Here is a 17,880-nt window from a genome sequence, read left to right as displayed (position 1 = left end):
CGATGCGGATTCTGGGGCTGTTCCGTGTGCAGAACGGTGCCGATGTGTTGCCCCGAGTTTTGGACTCGTTGTCCGGCTGGTGTGATGACATCTACGTGATCGAGGACCGCAGCACCGACAACACCGCCCAAATCTTGGCCCAGCACCCTGCGGTGACGAACGTGGTCCACGCCCGTTCGGATCTGCCGGCAACGGCGTGGCTGATCCCGGAGCCGCCCGGGCTGGAATTGATGTATCGAATGGCCGATTTCTGCCGCCCCGATTGGATCGTGATGATCGATTCCGATCAGGTGGTCGAGGCCGACGTCGATATCCGCGACGTCCTGGCGGGCACACCGGACGACGTGGCGGCGCTGATGTGTCCGATGATTCCCACCTGGGATGACCCCGATTACCCGGACATGATCCCGATCATGGGAACCGGGGAATCGGTACGCGGGCCATTTTGGCGCTGGCACCCGGGATTGCGCGCGGGAACCCGGGCAATCCACAACCCGCACTGGCCCGCCAACATCACCGAGCACGGTGGCATCGGGCTAGTGAATGAGATTCGGCTGGTGCACACCGGGTGGGCCAGCCTCGCTGAGCGGATCGCCAAGGTCGAGCACTACCGCAGGCTGGACCCGGACTGTCGATTGAACTTCGGCGTTCCCTATGACCGGGCCCTGTTGTTCGGTTACGCATCCGACGAGATCGACCTGTTGATCGCCGACTACCGGCGGCGCCGCCGCGGAGACTTCGACCCTGCCGAACCGGGGACGCGGCTGCCCATCGACCGGGACCAACTGGCGGTCGGTTGCGGGTATGGACCCCGAGCGGATGCCTTTCACCCCGGCGTCGACTTCGCCGCCCAGCCGGGCACTCCGATACATGCCGTTACATCCGGAATCGTTTGTCGCGCAGACAATCTCGACGACAACGGACTGTGGTCGGTGACGATCTCCACCGGGAACGTCGACACCGTCTATGTGTTCCGATCCGACGACCGGCGGGGCATTGGCGTCGCCGATCGAATCGACGCGGGCGCCCGCATCGGTGCGATCGGTCGGGAAGCCGATTCAGCAGACGGTTACCTACATTTCGAGGTTCACGTCGACGGCGGCCACACCAGCCCGGTGCGGTATCTGGCCAACATGGGTCTGCAACCATGGCCGCCGCGGGGACGGCCGCGACCGGTGTCGGGCACCTACCCGCCGGCAACGCCGTGCACCATCACCGGCTGACGGGCACCCGCCCGCGACCTAACCGCGGCATGCCACGCCCTCGATCCGCTCGATCAGCGCCCGGGCGGATCGGATCGTCGAGCGGACCTCCTGCAGCAGCTTGGCCGGGTGCCGCTGGTCTGTCTCGGTGAGCCTGTTGTATCGGTCCACGCCGAAGCCCGCCGACTCCACGCGAATTCCCAATGGCAGCGTCAGGGTTCGCAAGGCCTCGAAGTGGAGGTAGCGGACCACCGGCTGACCGGTCACCAGCAGACACGTCGATCGGTGCATGCCCGCCGTCCGCGCGGCGAAGGTGTAGCTGTCCCCGGAATTGGCCCGACGGTTGTCCGGATCTGGCGACGGCGTCTCGAGCAGGGTGATCGGCACGCCAAGATCGTTGCTGTTAGACGGGAAACGCCACACCGTCCGGTCGCGTTGGGGCCGGTCGACTCGTTGGCGCGCGTGCTTGGCCACGTCCCGGATGTCCAGCCCCAACGCGTCGCCCGCGGCCGCCACCAGCAGGTCGAATTCGGTGCGGGCCCCGGAAGCGCATGCGGCGACCGCGTCCTGTTCGGAGTCCAGCAGCCGTCGCGACGCGGCGGCCAGCACCAGGTGACCGACACGCCGGCCAGCCGCCATCTCGCGGGCGTAGCGGACCCGCAGCAGGTTGGTGTAGCGCCCCCCGCCGATCACCAGCATGTGATCGAAATCCGTTCCCGCCGGACGGGATTCGTCGGTGAGGCCGAGTTCACCGGCCAGCGTGGTGATCTTCTCCAGCCGGGCGGCCGGCAGGTTCAGGCGCGGAATCAGCCACCTGGCCGCTCCGGCCGCGTCCTGGCTGTGCACCGGGCCGGCAGCGCCGGATCGTGCCCGGCCCCGGTAATCCCACACGGCGCTGAACTCGTCCAGCAGCGTCAGCCGCGAGGCGAGGCTGGGTCCGCGCGGCATGGCGCCGCCGAACATGCCGACCAGCTCGGACAGGGCTGGATGTGCGCACCACGCGGCAACCTGCTGGCGGATTTCGGTCGCGCAGCGGGCACCGAACCGGTCGACGGCAGCTTGGATTCAGGCGGTCGCTGCAACAAAAGTGGACGGGTCTGACAGTAGTCGGTGGAGTTCTTCGGCGGGGGTACGCCAGCCGAGGCGCTTGCGGGGACGGGCGTTGAGTTCGGCGGCGACGTTGTCAAGGATCCCAGGTCCGTGGAAGGACAGGTCGGTGCCTTTGGGGAAGTACTGGCGAAGCAGGCCGTTGGTGTTCTCGTTGGTGCCGCGTTGCCAGGGGCTGTGTGGGTCGCAAAAGTAGATCGGCAACCCGGTGGCCTCGGTGATCTTGGTGTGCAGGGCCATCTCGCTGCCTTGATCCCAGGTCAGCGACAGGCGCAGCACGTCGGGGATCTCGGGGATTTTGGCGGTCATCGCTTCGGCGACGGTGGCTGCGGTGCGATCCTCGGGCAGGTGCAGCAGGATCACGAATCCGGTGGTGCGCTCGACCAGGGTGCCGATCTGGGAGGCCTGGTCTTTGCCGATGATCAGATCGCCTTCCCAGTGTCCGGGGATGGCGCGGTCGTCGGCCTCGGCCGGCCGCTCACTGATGTTGATCATTCCGTCCTTGAACCGGCTACGTCTCTCAACCGGGTTGCGGCCCTGCTGTTTTCGTTTGATGCGTCCGGTGCGTAGCGCAGCTTTGACCTGGCGGGCCAGTTCTCCGCGGGGCTGCACGTACAGGGCCTGGTAGATCGTCTCGTGAGACACCCACATCTCCGGATTGTCGGGAAAGTCTTCGCGCAGCCGGGCCGCGATCTGCTCAGGGCTGTGCCGCTTTTCCAAGCGTCGCACAACCTCGGCCAGCAGCGCCGGATTGGACTCCAGCTTGCGCCCCTTGGGCCGCGCTCGGGCCGCTTCGACGGCGTCCTGGGCGAACCCGGCGCGATAACCACAGCCGGTCATTCCTCGACGCACCTCCCGGCTGATCGTCGAGCGAGACCGGCCCAGCAGGCGGGCGGCGTCGGCTTGCGAATACCCCGACACAAACAGCTCTTCTAGACGGCAGCGTTCGACAAACGACATCGCCCGCGACACGACCACAGGCTCTTGAACAGCGGCAATAGGTGTTCTTGGCACATAGCCAGCCTGATCGACCCAGCGCCGCGCGGTGTGTTCCGACACGCCAGCTAACACCGCCGCCTGCGTCGGCGTCGCACCCGCGTGCAGCGCGACCCAAAACGCGTCTTTGACCTGTTGGGAGTACCGGGTGCCGAAGTGCCCTTTGTCGGTTTGATACCCGGCGCTTTTGGCCCACTTGCGGCCTGTCGCGCCAGCAACACCGGCAACCGTGGCCGCCGACGTCGGCGAGAGCCCCGACCCTAGCGCCGCCCAGAACCTCTCCCGTACCAACCCGGCCGACTCAGCATCCAGATGGACACCAGTACCCCGAAACCCCATCTCGTAATCCATGCAGCACCTCCAAGGTCAGGTGTTGCAACGATCACTTGAGTCCAAGCAGCGGACCCGGTGTTGGACGCACACACGTTGCTTTCCTTGTCGTTGCGGCGCGCCCCGTGCGTGGGCACACCCGCCTGAAAATGCGGCAGTTGCAGGTTGTTTGGCCCGTAGTCTACCTATCACATCCACGGACCACTGCGCTGCCGTCGGCCCGCTTTGGCTCGTGAACGCCCGCCGTTGCCGAGCAGTAAGGTGTGAGCCGCGAGATCCGATGAAAGCGACGGGGAGCATCGTGCGGTGAGAATACTTGTGACTGGCGGTGCGGGTTTCCAGGGAAGCCACCTTTCGGAGGCCCTGCTCGCGATGGGACATCACGTGACCGTGCTCAATACGCTCTCGATTGCGGCCAAACGAAACACCCGGATTTTCGCGGAGAATGAGCGCGCCGACATCGTCTTCGGCTCCATCACCGACCCCGAGCTGACCAGTAAAACGGTGCGTGATCACGATGTTGTCTTCCACCTGGCGGCGAACGTCAACGTCGACAGGTCACTGCACGATCCGAAGAGTTTCCTCGACACGAATGTCATGGGCACCTACAACGTGCTGGAGGCGGCGCGCCGACACCAATCTCGAGTGATCTACGCATCGACCTGCGAGGTGTACGGCGATGGGCATGACCTCGGCCCAGACGCGCTTCTCGACGAAACGGCCGAGATGAGGCCGAACAGCCCGTACGGGGCGTCGAAAGCGGCGGCGGACAGGCTCTGCTACTCGTACTACCGTTCCTACGATATGGATATCACCATCGTTCGGCCCTTCAACATTTTCGGCGAGCGCCAGAAAAGCGGAACATTCGGTGCGTTAATTCCTCGACTCGTGCGGCAAGCTCTGGCCGGGGAAGACCTGACGGTCTTCGGTGAGGGAATCGCAACCAGAGACTATCTCCATGTGAGCGATATTGTCCGGGCATACCGGCTGGTGCTGGCGGTGCCAAGCCTCAAGGGCCGGGCAATCAACTTTGCGAGCGGAACCAATACCAGCGTGCGGGATATCGCGGAATATATTGCACAGAGATTCCACACCCGAGTCACCCAGGGTCAGCCACGTCCGGGGGAGGTTTCTCGATATCCTGCGGATATTTCGTTGGCCAAAAGCATAGGATTTGACCCGCGCGTCGGTATTTGGGAGGGAATCGACCGATACATCGAATGGGCGATAGCGCAGCCGCAACAACTGGCTGACAGCGGCAATTAGCACCCGGAAAGGGCTTCGCTTAGGGTCGCGGTTTCACCGCGCGCCAGCGCTGCCTGCCGGCGCGGACTTCGACGTGAACGTCGCGAAATCCCGTTGCCCGCAAGCGATCCGGCAGGGTCTGGGGTGCAACGGGGGTGTAGGTGTCGCGGAAGTGCAAAAGGCCGAACAGCAACGACGGCACGCCGTCGCTGCCGGCGAAGACACCGCCGGGGCGGAGCACCCGGAAGGCCTCGGCGAACAGGCGGTCTTGCAGGTCCGCGGTCGGGACGTGGTGCAGCATCGTGAAGGACACCACCGAGCTGAACTCCCCGGCCGGCAACCCGGTGTCGGTGCCGTCGCCGAGGATGATGCGAGCCCGGTCTCCGTAGAGCCGCTGCAGCCGCTGAGCCATCGGCGAATCGATCTCGACCGCGGTGAGCTTCGCTGTCTTGTCGATCAGGACCCGCAGAAATGCGCCGTATCCCGGTCCGATCTCGAGCGTGTTGTCGCCCAACTGCACATCGGCGAGCACCCATGGCAACACCTGGGCCTCGACCTGCCTCGCCCAGCGGTTCGAGCTGCAGCACAACCGGTGCACGAGGTTCATCGCCATGGCAAAGACGTTAGCCCGACACCCAGAAATAGCATCAACGGGTGTGGAGTCGCGCTGGGTGCTGCACCTGGACATGGACGGGTTCTTCGCCTCCGTCGAACAGCTGACCCGGCCGACCCTACGGGGCCGGCCGGTGCTGGTCGGCGGGCTGGGCGGCCGTGGTGTGGTGGCCGGGGCGAGCTATGAAGCGCGGGTGTTCGGTGCCCGCTCGGCCATGCCGATGCATCAGGCCCGCCGGCTGGTCGGTGTGACCGCGGTGGTGCTGCCGCCACGCGGAGTGGTCTACGGGGTGGCCAGCCGTCGGGTCTTCGACACCGTGCGCAGCCTGGTGCCCGTGGTCGAGCAGCTGTCCTTCGACGAGGCGTTCGGCGAGCCGCCGTACCTTGCCGGGGCGGCGGCCGAGGACGTCGAGACGTTCTGCGAAGAGTTACGGCGACGGGTGCGCGAGGAGACGGGTCTGATCGCGTCGGTCGGTGCGGGCTCGGGCAAGCAGATCGCCAAGATAGCCTCCGGCCTGGCCAAGCCCGACGGGATTCGAGTGGTCCGCCGTGCCGACGAACAGGCGTTGCTCGGCGCGTTACCGGTGCGGCGGCTGTGGGGCATCGGTCCGGTCGCCGAGGAGAAGCTGCATCGACTCGGCATCGAGACGATCGGGCAGCTGGCCGCGTTGACCGACGCCGAGGCGGCCAACATCCTGGGCCCGACCGTTGGGCCCGCGCTGCACCGGCTGGCCCGCGGTGTCGACGACCGCCCCGTCGCCGAACGTGCCGAAGCCAAGCAAATCAGCGCCGAGTCCACCTTCGCCGTCGACCTGACCACCTTGGATCAGCTGCGCGCGGCGATCGAGCCCATCGCCGAGCACGCTCACCAACGCCTGCTGCGCGACGGCCGCGGTGCCCGCACCGTCACCGTGAAGCTGAAGAAATCCGACATGAGCACGCTGACCCGGTCAGCGACCTTGCCCTACGCGACGGCCGAGGCCGCCGCGTTGGTGGCGGTGGCCCGGCGGCTACTGCTGGATCCCGTTCGGATCGGGCCTATTCGCCTTCTAGGGGTTGGGTTTTCGGGCCTGCGCGACGTGCGCCAAGAATCGCTGTTTCCGGATCTGGAGCTGGTTTCGAGGACCTCGGAAGAGGCCCATCCGCTGACGGACAAGGTGGCTGAGGACCCGTTGTCGTGGCGGGTCGGCGACGACGTCGCCCACCGCGAGTTCGGGCACGGCTGGGTGCAGGGGGCGGGCCACGGCGTGGTCACGGTCCGGTTCGAAACCCGCGGTTCGGGCCCCGGGTCGGCCCGGACGTTCGCCATCGATACACGCGACCTCACGACCGCCAACCCGGTCGACAGCCTGGACTGGCCCGATTACGTCGGTCGGCTGCGGGTGGAGGAGTCCACCGAAGCCTCAGCCCCAGCGGGCGATGACCTCGGCTGCGGGTAGCTTGGCCGCCAGCGCGGCCATCAGCAGCACCCGGGTCTGCGACGGGGGCAGCCGCGGCACCATCACGGCGCCGGCGTCCACGAGATCGCGCCCCGGGCCGTAGCTCGCGCCGACCCGTCCACCGGCCACTCGGGTCGATACGGCGATCACGACGCCGTTGCGGCAATGCCGGCGCACGCCGTCGACCACCGCCGCACCGGCGTTGCCCGAGCCCAGCGCCTCGAGGACCACCGCCCGGGCGCCGGCGGCCACGCAGGCGTCCAGGGCCACCGTGTCACTGCCCAGGTAGGCCGCGACGATGTCGACCCGCGGCGCCTCGGCGGCGCGCAGGTCGCCGAGATACGGCCGCGACTTGGGGCGTGTCATCGTCACACCCGGTGCCCTCCAGTCCGTGACGCTGCCGAGCAGCTCCCCAGCGAAGCCGCTCAGGTCGTCGGTGGCCACCTTGCGCAGGCCCAACGGCTGCAACACCCGCCCCGCGAAACACAGCAGAACACCAAGGTCACGGGCCGCCGGGCTGGCCGCCACCGCCAAGGCGTCGCGAATGTTGGCCGGACCGTCGGTGTCGGGGGCGTCGGCGCTGCGCATGGCCCCAGTCAGCACGACCGGGGCGGTGCCCCGGTAGGTGAGGTCGAGCCACAGCGCGCTCTCCTCCATCGTGTCGGTGCCGTGCAGCACGACCACGCCCTCGGCGCCGTCACCAATCGCCGTCTGCACCGCGTCGCGCATCCGATCCCAATCGGCCGGCGTCAGCTGTGAGCTGTCGACGGCCATCAGGTCGATGACGTCGACGGCGTGATCGCCGTCGAGGCCGGCGGTCAGGTCCGCGCCGCGGCGGGTCGGCCGGCGCACCCCGTCGGCGCCGGTGCTGGTCGCTATCGTCCCTCCGGTGGCAATGACGGTGAGCCGGCCCATGATCGGATCATCTCGCATGTGCTGCCCGCGCGGCCGTGTGCGGGGGTGCCGTTGCCGCTGAGGGATGATGGGAGCGTGTCTGACGAACCAACCGGATCTGCTGATCCCCTGACGTCGGCCGGCGATGCCGGCGAGGCCGCGGAACCCGAAGCTGACGGGCCACCGGCACCCCCGAGGCGGCTGCGGCTGCTGCTGTCGGTCGCGGCGTTTGTGCTGGCGCTCGACGTGGTCACCAAGGTGTTGGCCGTCAAGCTGCTGCCCCCTGGCCAGCCGGTGTCGATCATCGGCGACACGGTGACCTGGACTTTGGTGCGTAATTCGGGGGCCGCGTTCTCGATGGCGACCGGCTACACCTGGGTGTTGACGCTGATCGCCACGGCCGTGGTGGCCGGCATCGTCTGGATGGGACGTCGGCTGGTGTCACCCTGGTGGGCCCTGGGGCTCGGGATGATCCTGGGCGGCGCGCTGGGCAACCTGGTCGATCGTTTCTTCCGGGCGCCGGGGCCGCTGCGCGGGCACGTGGTGGACTTCTTGTCGGTCGGTTGGTGGCCGGTGTTCAACGTGGCCGATCCGTCCGTGGTTGGCGGCGCTGTCCTGCTTGTCGTGCTGTCCATGTTCGGCTTCGATTTCGACACGGTGGGTCGGCGCAAGGCCGACCAACGCTGATGACCGCCGACGACGATGCGGAGCGCAGCGATGCGGTGGGGGCACGCCCACACAACTGGGTGGGGACACGCCCCCACAAGCGGGAGGTACCCCCACCCGATGGCGGGGGAGAGCGGCGCTTGTCGACCGATCGCCTGATGCCCGTGCCGGAGGGTTTGGCGGGCATGCGGGTCGACGCCGGGCTGGCGCGCCTGCTGGGACTGTCCCGCAGCGCCGCGGCGGCCATCGCCGAAGACGGCGGGGTGGTAGTGGACGGCGTGCAGGCGGCAAAGTCCGACCGCCTGAAATCCGGTGCCTGGTTGCAGGTGCGGCTGCCCGAGTCGCCGGCGCCGTTGGAGAACACCCCCGTCGAGATCGAGGGCATGACCATCCTGTATTCCGACGACGACATCGTCGCCGTCGACAAGCCCGCCGCGGTGGCGGCGCACGCGTCGGTGGGCTGGACCGGAACCACGGTGCTGGGTGGCCTGGCGGCGGCCGGGTACCGCATCACCACCTCCGGCGTGCACGAGCGGCAGGGCATCGTCCATCGGCTGGACGTCGGCACCTCCGGGGTGATGGTGGTCGCGATCTCCGAGCGCGCCTATACGGCGCTCAAGCGGGCGTTCAAGCATCGCCTGGTCGACAAGCGGTATCACGCGCTGGTGCAAGGACATCCGGATCCGTCCAGCGGAACAATCGACGCGCCGATCGGCCGGCACCCCGGGCATGAGTGGAAGTTCGCGGTCACCAGGAAGGGCCGACACAGCATCACCCACTACGACACCCTGGAGGCCTTCGTCGCCGCCAGCCTGTTGGACGTTCAACTGGAAACTGGTCGGACACACCAGATCCGGGTGCATTTCGCGGCACTGCGTCACCCGTGCTGTGGGGACTTGGTCTATGGCGCCGACCCGAAGCTAGCGAACAGGCTTGGTCTGGAACATCAATGGCTGCATGCACGTTCGCTGGCGTTCGCGCATCCCGCCGACGGCCGGCGGGTGGAGATCGTCAGCCCTTACCCGCCGGATCTGCGGCACGCCTTGGACGTGTTGCGTGCGGAGGGGTGATGACGGGCTAGCTGCGCCGGTCGGGCTTGCGCGCCTCGACCAGAACCCTGGTGGGGTGAGTGACGAAACGCCCCTCGGCCTCGATGCGTTCATGCAGGTGACGCAACCGCCCGTAGTAGGGCTCGGCGGTGAAATCGGGCACCGTCCAGATCAGCTTGCGCAGAAAGTAGACCACCGCGCCGATGTCGAAGAACTCGGCGGTGAGCCGTTCCATGCGCATGTCGACGATCTGCAACCCGGCGGCTCGCGCCTGCGCGCCTTGGGCGGACAGCTCGAACTGGGCCCACAGCTGCGGCTGGGGCCCGATGACGTGCTCCACGAGCTCGGATACCGTCGCGGGTCCGGGGTGCTGAGCCAGGTAGGTGCCTCCAGGTCGCAATAGTCGGGCAATCTCGTCCCACCACACGGCAATGGGATGGCGGCTGACCACCAGGTCGAACGCCTCATCGGCGAACGGCAGGGGAGGAGCGTCGGGTGCCGCGACGACCACCACGCCACGTGGATGCAATCGCCGGGTGGCCAATGCCGCATTGGGCGGCCACGACTCGGTGGCCGCCATGGTTGGCGGGAACTTGTCCACCCCCGCCAGCACCTCTCCGCCGCCGGTATGGATGTCCAGGGCCGCCGACGCGGCTGCCAGGCGTTGACTCATCAGCCGTTGGTAGCCCCACGACGGGCGTTCCTCGGTCGCGCGGCCGTTGAGCCAGGAGAAATCCCAGCCTTCGACAGGGGCTGCCATGGCTTCGGCTACCAGGTCCTCGAACGCGCGACGCATGACCGTCATTGTCAGCCCGCACGGCGTGTTGCAGACGAACGTGGTGCCGTTGAAGTCGAACCGCACCGTGCCCGATGCCCCCAGCGTCGATGCCTTCACGGCCGTACCGGGCCCCGCTGCCGGACGGTTCGACGACCAGGATCTGCTGTCTGCCCTTCGAGTCGAGAACGGCCGTCTTCGGGTCGAACTGGTGGTAACTGCGCGGTCAAGGGGCTGAACTCGGCCGGGCCTGTGAGGAGGGCCGGGACCGACGGTGGTGGGATCGGTGATGGCCAACTCGACCAGCAGGGTCTGGTAGGCCGCCAGCATGCCGGGTCGTGGATCGGTGTTCTGCGTGCAGGCATCCCGCCGTGTCATCCCGGCGTTCTGGGTGGACCTCAACGCCGCCCAGTCGGCGCCGTCCCGGGCCGCCGCCTGCCGGAGCTGGCCCGCAGCCGCGGTCGAGGCGGTCAGCTGGGGTCATCGCAGACCAACCGATGGACCTTGCCGTCGGTCTGGGCGCAGTTGGCTGACCGACCCCGCGGTCGGCGATGCCTGTGGCGGTGTGTTTCGAGCTACCGGCGCCGAGCACCAGGGTGGCGGCGATGGTGGCGATGGGCCTCACATGTGCTGTTTACCGGCTGCGACCGTGACCGTGGAAGCTTGACACGCCCAGGTACGCCTCACGCTCAGGTACGCCTACGTTCGTGCCGCGCTCAGACTGCGGCCGCGCTGGCTTCGCCGGATGTGACGTCTGCGGCCAACGGGGCGATCACTGCGAGAATGTCGGTGACCGTCTCGGAGGGGACCCCGGCCGCGGTCAGCGCCTCGGTTAAGTGCCCGGCGACCAGGGTGAAGTGGTGCATGGTGATGCCGCGCCCCTGATGCACCTGCTTCATCGACGCACCGGTGTAGGGTTCGGGCCCGCCGAGGGCTGCGGCAAAGAACTCCACCTGCTTGCCTTTGAGTCGGTTCATGTTCGTTCCGCTAAAGAAGCCCGACAGCTGATCGTCGGCAAGAACACGCTCGTAGAAGTCGTTGACGACGGCCTCGATTGCCTCTTGCCCACCGATCTTGTCGTAGATGCTGATCGGCTGGCGTTTGCCGAAGCGCGACGTCAGTGTTTTCGTGAATCCCATCGTGTGAGGCCAACATGCCGACGTTGCCCGGCCATTAGGGTGCGGTCACGCCCCGTTTACCCGCTGTAACAACTCGATTGCGGTGGTGCGCCGCCCACGGTCAGGTAACCGTGTGGCCTGGTCCACATCGCGGCGATCCGTGTCCATTCGTTGACGGATGTCCTAGGTTTGCTTCATGACCTTCAGTCACATCAACCACACCGCCATCAGGAGCGACAACCGATGAACCTTGGTGACCTCACGACGTTCGTCGAGAAACCGTTCGCGGCGGTGTCCAATATCATCAACACCCCCAACTCTGCGGGGCGGTATCGACCGTTTTATTTCCGGAATTTGCTCGACGCGGTGCAGGGTCGCAAACTCAGCGACGCGGTTCAGGGCAAGATCATCCTCATCACCGGCGGGTCGTCGGGTATCGGCGAGGCGGCCGCGAAGAAGATCGCCGAAGCGGGTGGCACGGTAGTCCTGGTGGCGCGCACCCTGGAGAACCTGGAAAGAGTCGCCACCGAAATTCGCGACAACGGCGGGACCGCCCATGTCTACCCGTGCGATCTGTCCGACATGGACGCCATCGCCGCCATGGCCGACCAGGTGCTCGCCGATCTGGGCCGGGTCGACATCCTGATCAATAACGCGGGGCGGTCGATCCGGCGCTCGCTGGAACTGTCCTACAACCGAATCCACGACTACCAGCGCACCATGCAACTGAACTACCTCGGCGCGGTCCAACTCATCCTCAAGTTCATCCCCGGCATGCGGGAACGCCACTTCGGGCACATCATCAACGTCTCCTCGGTGGGTGTGCAGACCCGCGCGCCGCGCTTCGGCGCCTACATCGCCAGCAAGGCCGCGCTGGACAGCCTCTGTGACGCCCTGCAAGCCGAGACGGTGAACGACAACGTCCGATTCACCACCGTGCACATGGCGCTGGTCAGGACGCCGATGATCAGCCCAACCACGCTGTATGACCGGTTCCCGGCGTTGTCGCCGGATCAGGCTGCCGGTGTGATCACCGATGCGATCCTGCACCGCCCCCGGCGGGCCAGCTCACCGTTCGGGCAGTTCGCCGCCGTGGCCGATGCCGTCAACCCGGCGGTGATGGATCGGGTACGCAACCGCGCGTTCACCATGTTCAACGACTCCGCCGCGGCCAAGGGCGGCGAATCCGGCGCCGAAGCACCCGAGCTGGACAAGCGCAGCGAAACGTTCGTGCAGGCGACCCGCGGAATACATTGGTGACGTCATGAGCCTGCCGAAACCGAGCACCACGTCCACCGTCGTCGTCACCGGAGCGTCCTCCGGCATCGGGGTTGAACTGGCAAAAGGCTTGGCCCGCCGCGGTTTCCCGTTGACCCTGGTCGCGCGGCGCCGCGAGCGTCTCGATGAGCTGGCTGACCAGTTGCGCCACGAGCACAAGGTCGGGGTCGAAGTTGTGCCACTCGACCTGGCCGATCCGCATTCGCGGGCTCGGCTGGCCGATCGCCTGCGCAACGACACGATCGCCGGTCTGTGCAACAGCGCGGGATTCGGCACCAGCGGGCGCTTCTATGAGCTGCCGTTCGAACGGGAAAGTGAGCAAGTCACCCTCAACGCGCTGGCGTTGATGGAACTCACCCGCGCGGCCCTGCCCGGCATGGTCGAGCGTGGTGCCGGCGCGGTGCTCAACATCGCGTCGATCGCGGGTTTCCAGCCGATTCCCTACATGGCGGTGTACTCGGCCACCAAGGCGTTCGTACTGACGTTTTCCGAGGCCGTGCAGGAGGAGTTGCACGGCACCGGCGTATCGGTGACAGCCTTGTGTCCGGGCCCGGTGCCCACCGAGTGGGCCGAGATCGCCAGCGCCGAGCGGTTCAGCATCCCGATCGCGCAGGTTTCGCCGCACGACGTCGCCGAAGCCGCGATCGCGGGGATGCTCGCCGGCAAGCGCAGCGTGGTGCCCGGCGTGGTGCCCAAGGTCATCAGCACCGGCGGCAGGCTGGCGCCGCGCAGCCTGCTGCTGCCCGCGATCCGGATCGGCAACCGGCTGCGCGGCGGCCCCAGCCGTTGATGTGACGGCCGGTGCCGAAACTGTAGTTAGCGCGCAAAAGTGCGAGTGACGAGCACGACAACCACAGGCTCGACGGAGACAGCCGGCGCGGGGCTCGATGGCACCGCTCCTCAGCGGGTCGCTTGCCGCGGCCCGCATCGTCGCCGGCGCGGGGCTTGATGGCACCGCTCCTCAGCGGGTCGCTTGCCGCGGCCCGCATCGTCGCCGGCGCTAGGCTCATCCGATGGCTTCAGTTGAGATGACCGCCGACATGCCGATGAGCCCGCAGGACATGTGGGACCACGTGTCGGATCTGTCAAGGTTGGGCGATTGGCTGGTGATTCACGAGGGGTGGCGCAGCGAGTTGCCTGACCAATTGAGCGAAGGCGTCCAGATCGTTGGTGTCGCCCGTGCCAAGGGCATGCGCAACCGGGTGACGTGGACGGTGACGAAGTGGGACCCGCCGCATGAGGTGGTCATGTCCGGGGCCGGGAAGGGCGGAGCAAAGTACGGGGTCACCCTTACCGTCACGCCCAGCCGGGACGGCTCCACCCTCGGTCTACGCCTTGAGCTGGGCGGGCGCGCGTTGTTCGGCCCGGTGGGGTCGGCCGCCGCCCGTGCCGTCAAGGGAGATGTGGAGAAGTCGCTAAAGCAGTTCGTCGAGCTGTACGGCTGACCGGCCGCACGACACACTTCGCGACACGCCCGCACGCCGTCGGTGGTCGGTCATAGACTGGCGTCCCTATGACAGGTCCGTCTGCTCGTCGCGCCAGCGTCCCCCGCAACCGGGTGGGGGTACCGCCCACTTGTGGGGGAGTGCCCCCACATCGCGCGTCCTTCGTGCACCTGCACAACCACACCGAGTATTCGATGTTGGACGGTGCCGCGAAGATCACTCCCATGTTGGCCGAGGTGGAGCGGCTGGGAATGACCGCGGTGGGGATGACGGATCACGGAAACATGTTCGGCGCCAGCGAGTTCTACAACTCGGCGACCAAGGCGGGAATCAAGCCGATCATCGGCGTGGAGGCGTATGTCGCGCCCGGCTCACGCTTTGACACCCGGCGCATTTCCTGGGGCGACCCCAGTCAGAAGGGCGACGACGTCTCGGGCGGCGGGGCCTACACACACCTGACGATGATGGCCGAGAACGCGACGGGTCTGCGCAACCTGTTCAAGCTGTCCTCGCTGGCTTCGTTTGAGGGCCAGCTGAGCAAGTGGTCGCGCATGGATGCCGAGCTCATCGCCGAACACGCCGATGGGATCATCATCACCACCGGCTGCCCGTCCGGGGAGGTGCAGACCCGCCTCAGGCTTGGCCAGCACCGGGAGGCGCTGGAGGCGGCCGCCAAGTGGCGCGAGATCGTGGGTCCGGACAACTACTTCCTAGAGCTGATGGATCACGGGCTGACCATCGAACGCCGCGTTCGTGAGGGCCTGCTCGAGATCGGTCGCACGCTGGGCATTCCGCCGCTGGCCACCAACGACTGCCATTACGTCACCCGCGACGCCGCCCACAACCACGAGGCGCTGTTGTGCGTGCAGACCGGCAAGACCCTGTCCGATCCCAACCGGTTCAAGTTCGACGGCGACGGCTACTACCTCAAGTCGGCCGCCGAAATGCGCGAGATCTGGGATGACGAAGTGCCCGGCGCGTGCGACGCCACGTTGCTGATCGCCGAGCGGGTGCAGTCGTACGCCGAGGTGTGGACACCGCGCAACCGGATGCCGGTTTTTCCCGTGCCCGCGGGGCACGACCAGGGGTCCTGGCTGCGCCGTGAGGTGGACGCCGGGCTGGCCCGGCGATTCCCCGACGGTCCGCCGCAGAACTACCTCGCGCGGGCGGCCTACGAGATCGACGTCATCTGTGCGAAGGGTTTTCCGTCGTACTTCCTGATCGTGGCCGACCTGATCAACCATGCGCGCTCGGTGGGCATCCGGGTCGGCCCCGGTCGTGGCTCGGCGGCGGGCTCATTGGTCGCCTACGCCCTCGGCATCACCGATATCGACCCGATCCCACACGGCCTGCTGTTCGAGCGGTTCCTCAACCCCGAGCGCACGTCGATGCCCGACATCGACATCGACTTCGACGACCGCCGCCGCGGTGAAATGGTGCGCTATGCCGCTGACAAGTGGGGCCACGACCGGGTCGCCCAGGTCATCACCTTCGGCACCATCAAAACCAAAGCGGCGCTGAAAGATTCGGCGCGCATCCACTACGGGCAGCCCGGGTTCGCGATCGCCGACCGGATCACCAAGGCGCTGCCGCCGGCGATCATGGCCAAAGACATTCCGCTGTCGGGCATCACCGATCCGGCCCACGAGCGCTACAAGGAAGCCGCTGAGGTGCGTGGTCTGATCGAAACCGACCCGGACGTACGCACCATCTACCAGACGGCACGCGGCCTGGAAGGCCTGATCCGCAACGCCGGCGTGCACGCCTGTGCGGTGATCATGAGCAGCGAACCGCTGACCGAGGCCATCCCGCTGTGGAAGCGTCCGCAGGACGGGGCGATCATTACCGGTTGGGACTACCCGGCGTGCGAGGCCATCGGCCTGCTGAAGATGGACTTTTTGGGGCTGCGCAACCTGACCATCATCGGCGACGCGATCGACAACATCAAGGCCAACAGGGGAATCGACCTCGATCTGGAATCGGTGCCGCTGGACGACAAGCCCACCTACGATCTGCTGGGCCGCGGCGACACCCTGGGCGTGTTCCAGCTCGACGGTGGCCCGATGCGCGACCTGCTGCGTCGCATGCAACCCACCGGTTTCCAGGATGTCGTCGCCGTCATCGCGCTGTACCGGCCCGGCCCGATGGGCCAAAATGCCCACAACGACTACGCGGATCGCAAGAACGGCCGTCAGGAGATCCGGCCCATCCACCCCGAGCTGGCCGAACCGCTGGAGGAGATCCTGGCCGAAACCTACGGTCTGATCGTCTATCAAGAGCAGATCATGCGCATTGCGCAGAAGGTGGCCGGCTACTCGCTGGCCCGCGCCGACATCCTGCGCAAGGCGATGGGCAAGAAGAAGCGCGAGGTGCTCGACAAGGAGTACGAAGGGTTCGCGGACGGAATGAAGGCCAACGGATTTTCCGCCGGCGCCATCAAGGCGCTGTGGGACACCGTCCTGCCGTTCGCCGACTACGCGTTCAACAAGTCACACGCCGCCGGCTACGGCATGGTGTCCTACTGGACCGCCTACCTCAAGGCCAACTACCCCGCCGAGTACATGGCCGGCCTGTTGACCTCCGTCGGCGACGACAAGGACAAGGCGGCCGTTTACCTGGCCGACTGCCGCAAGCTGGGCATCACCGTGCTGCCACCCGACGTCAACGAGTCCGGCCTGAACTTCGCGTCGGTGGGCACCGACATCCGCTATGGCCTGGGCGCTGTGCGCAACGTCGGCGCCAACGTGGTGGCGTCGTTGATCAACACCCGCAGCGACAAAGGCAAGTTCACCGACTTCTCGGACTACCTGAACAAGATCGACATCTCGGCGTGCAACAAGAAGGTCACCGAGTCGTTGATCAAGGCGGGCGCGTTCGATTCGCTCGGGCATGCGCGCAAGGGTCTGTTCCTGGTCCACTCCGACGCCGTGGACTCGGTGCTGGGCACCAAGAAGGCCGAGGCGATGGGCCAGTTCGACCTGTTCGGCGGTACCGATGCCGGCACCGACGCGGTATTCACCATCAAGGTCCCCGACGACGAATGGGAGGACAAGCACAAACTTGCCCTGGAACGGGAGATGCTGGGACTGTACGTGTCCGGGCATCCGCTCAACAGGGTGGCACACCTGTTGTCCACCCAGGTCGACACCGCCATCCCGGCGGTCCTCGACGGTGATGTCCCCAACGACGCCCAAGTGCGGGTGGGCGGCATCCTGGCCTCGGTGAACCGGCGGGTCAACAAGAACGGAATGCCTTGGGCATCAGCACAATTGGAGGATCTGACCGGCAGCATCGAGGTGATGTTCTTCCCGCACACCTATTCCAGCTACGGCGCCGACATCGCCGACGACGCGGTGGTGCTGATCAACGCCAAGGTGGCGATCCGCGACGACCGTATCGCGTTGATCGCCAACGACCTTGTGGTGCCGGACTTTTCCAACGCTGCGGCGGATCGGCCGCTGGCCGTTAGCCTGCCCACCCGCCAGTGCACCTTCGACAAGGTGAGCGCGCTCAAGCAGGTGCTGGCACGCCATCCCGGCACCTCCCAGGTGCATCTGCGGCTCATCAGCGGAGACCGGATCACCACGCTGCAGCTGGATCAGTCGCTGCGGGTGACGCCGTCGCCGGCGCTGATGGGGGATCTGAAGGAGCTGTTGGGTCCGGGGTGTCTGGGCGGCTAGCAGGGCCGGCCTCGTCTGGACGAAAGAACAACACTCAATACCAG

Annotated in this window: 15 protein-coding genes and 1 pseudogene; 10 read left to right on the top strand and 6 right to left on the bottom strand. The window is 66.7% G+C overall.

The features are described from left to right. The first annotated feature begins 2 nt into the window (after positions 1–2). Positions 3–1,223, top strand: coding sequence for a peptidoglycan DD-metalloendopeptidase family protein (locus tag G6N20_RS08205; RefSeq protein ID WP_083045995.1), 1,221 nt, complete (start codon positions 3–5; stop codon positions 1,221–1,223). A gap of 18 nt (positions 1,224–1,241) precedes the next feature. On the opposite strand, the gene G6N20_RS08200 is transcribed toward G6N20_RS08205, so the two are convergent. Both G6N20_RS08200 and G6N20_RS08195 read right to left on the bottom strand, forming a co-directional pair. Next, positions 1,242–2,267, bottom strand: coding sequence for a hypothetical protein (locus G6N20_RS08200; RefSeq protein ID WP_083045996.1), 1,026 nt, complete (start codon positions 2,265–2,267; stop codon positions 1,242–1,244). After that, a pseudogene (locus G6N20_RS08195) lies at positions 2,268–3,423 on the bottom strand (IS30 family transposase). It abuts the gene before it with no gap. Between the two features lie 518 nt (positions 3,424–3,941). On the opposite strand from G6N20_RS08195, the gene G6N20_RS08190 reads away from it, so the two are divergent. Then, the gene (locus G6N20_RS08190; protein WP_083045997.1) at positions 3,942–4,901 is read left to right on the top strand and encodes a dTDP-glucose 4,6-dehydratase; all 960 of its coding nucleotides are present in this window, start codon (positions 3,942–3,944) and stop codon (positions 4,899–4,901) included. A 19-nt stretch (positions 4,902–4,920) separates the two neighbouring features. Here the strand turns inward: G6N20_RS08190 and G6N20_RS08185 are convergent, their stop codons facing one another. Continuing rightward, complete coding sequence (locus G6N20_RS08185) at positions 4,921–5,493, bottom strand: class I SAM-dependent methyltransferase (RefSeq protein ID WP_179961525.1); 573 nt, start codon at positions 5,491–5,493, stop codon at positions 4,921–4,923. On the opposite strand from G6N20_RS08185, the gene G6N20_RS08180 reads away from it, so the two are divergent. After that, positions 5,492–6,931 (top strand): DNA polymerase IV, encoded by a 1,440-nt coding sequence (locus tag G6N20_RS08180; protein WP_443677470.1) that lies wholly within the window; start codon positions 5,492–5,494, stop codon positions 6,929–6,931. The genes G6N20_RS08185 and G6N20_RS08180 overlap by 2 nt on opposite strands. On the opposite strand, the gene G6N20_RS08175 is transcribed toward G6N20_RS08180, so the two are convergent. After that, a complete protein-coding gene (locus G6N20_RS08175) occupies positions 6,896–7,864 on the bottom strand; it encodes an asparaginase (protein ID WP_083045999.1) in 969 nt (322 codons plus the stop codon). The genes G6N20_RS08180 and G6N20_RS08175 overlap by 36 nt on opposite strands. Positions 7,865–7,921: 57 nt before the next feature. Here G6N20_RS08175 and lspA point away from each other — a divergent pair, with 57 nt between their 5' ends. Beyond that, entirely contained in the window at positions 7,922–8,512 is a 591-nt protein-coding gene (gene lspA / locus G6N20_RS08170) for a signal peptidase II (RefSeq protein WP_083046096.1), read from the top strand. Positions 8,513–8,649: 137 nt separating this feature from the next. After that, complete coding sequence (locus tag G6N20_RS08165; RefSeq protein WP_083046097.1) at positions 8,650–9,561, top strand: RluA family pseudouridine synthase; 912 nt, start codon at positions 8,650–8,652, stop codon at positions 9,559–9,561. A gap of 7 nt (positions 9,562–9,568) precedes the next feature. Here the strand turns inward: G6N20_RS08165 and G6N20_RS08160 are convergent, their stop codons facing one another. Further along, positions 9,569–10,336, bottom strand: a complete 768-nt coding sequence (locus tag G6N20_RS08160; protein ID WP_083046098.1) for a class I SAM-dependent methyltransferase — start codon at positions 10,334–10,336, stop codon at positions 9,569–9,571. Between G6N20_RS08160 and G6N20_RS21110 the strand changes: the two genes are divergently transcribed. Continuing rightward, positions 10,335–10,553: a hypothetical protein gene (locus tag G6N20_RS21110; protein WP_232065465.1), complete on the top strand. Its 219-nt coding sequence runs from the start codon at positions 10,335–10,337 to the stop codon at positions 10,551–10,553. The two genes, G6N20_RS08160 and G6N20_RS21110, sit on opposite strands and share 2 nt — an antisense overlap. 478 nt (positions 10,554–11,031) lie before the next feature. Here the strand turns inward: G6N20_RS21110 and G6N20_RS08150 are convergent, their stop codons facing one another. After that, entirely contained in the window at positions 11,032–11,454 is a 423-nt protein-coding gene (locus G6N20_RS08150; protein ID WP_083046000.1) for a group I truncated hemoglobin, read from the bottom strand. A 222-nt stretch (positions 11,455–11,676) separates the two neighbouring features. Here G6N20_RS08150 and G6N20_RS08145 point away from each other — a divergent pair, with 222 nt between their 5' ends. From G6N20_RS08145 to dnaE, 4 genes are all read left to right on the top strand, one after another. After that, a complete protein-coding gene (locus G6N20_RS08145; protein WP_083046001.1) occupies positions 11,677–12,693 on the top strand; it encodes an SDR family NAD(P)-dependent oxidoreductase in 1,017 nt (338 codons plus the stop codon). A gap of 4 nt (positions 12,694–12,697) precedes the next feature. After that, entirely contained in the window at positions 12,698–13,501 is an 804-nt protein-coding gene (locus tag G6N20_RS08140) for an SDR family NAD(P)-dependent oxidoreductase (protein WP_083046002.1), read from the top strand. Between the two features lie 223 nt (positions 13,502–13,724). Beyond that, positions 13,725–14,156 (top strand): type II toxin-antitoxin system Rv0910 family toxin, encoded by a 432-nt coding sequence (locus tag G6N20_RS08135; protein ID WP_083046003.1) that lies wholly within the window; start codon positions 13,725–13,727, stop codon positions 14,154–14,156. Positions 14,157–14,350: 194 nt separating this feature from the next. Further along, positions 14,351–17,836: a DNA polymerase III subunit alpha gene (gene dnaE / locus G6N20_RS08130; RefSeq protein ID WP_232065512.1), complete on the top strand. Its 3,486-nt coding sequence runs from the start codon at positions 14,351–14,353 to the stop codon at positions 17,834–17,836. Positions 17,837–17,880: the final 44 nt, after the last annotated feature.

This window comes from Mycobacterium shinjukuense (genome assembly GCF_010730055.1).
Taxonomy (GTDB): Bacteria; Actinomycetota; Actinomycetes; order Mycobacteriales; family Mycobacteriaceae; genus Mycobacterium; species Mycobacterium shinjukuense.
The sequence above is the reverse complement of the archived record's forward strand: the minus strand, read 5'-3'. Positions and strand labels throughout refer to the sequence as shown.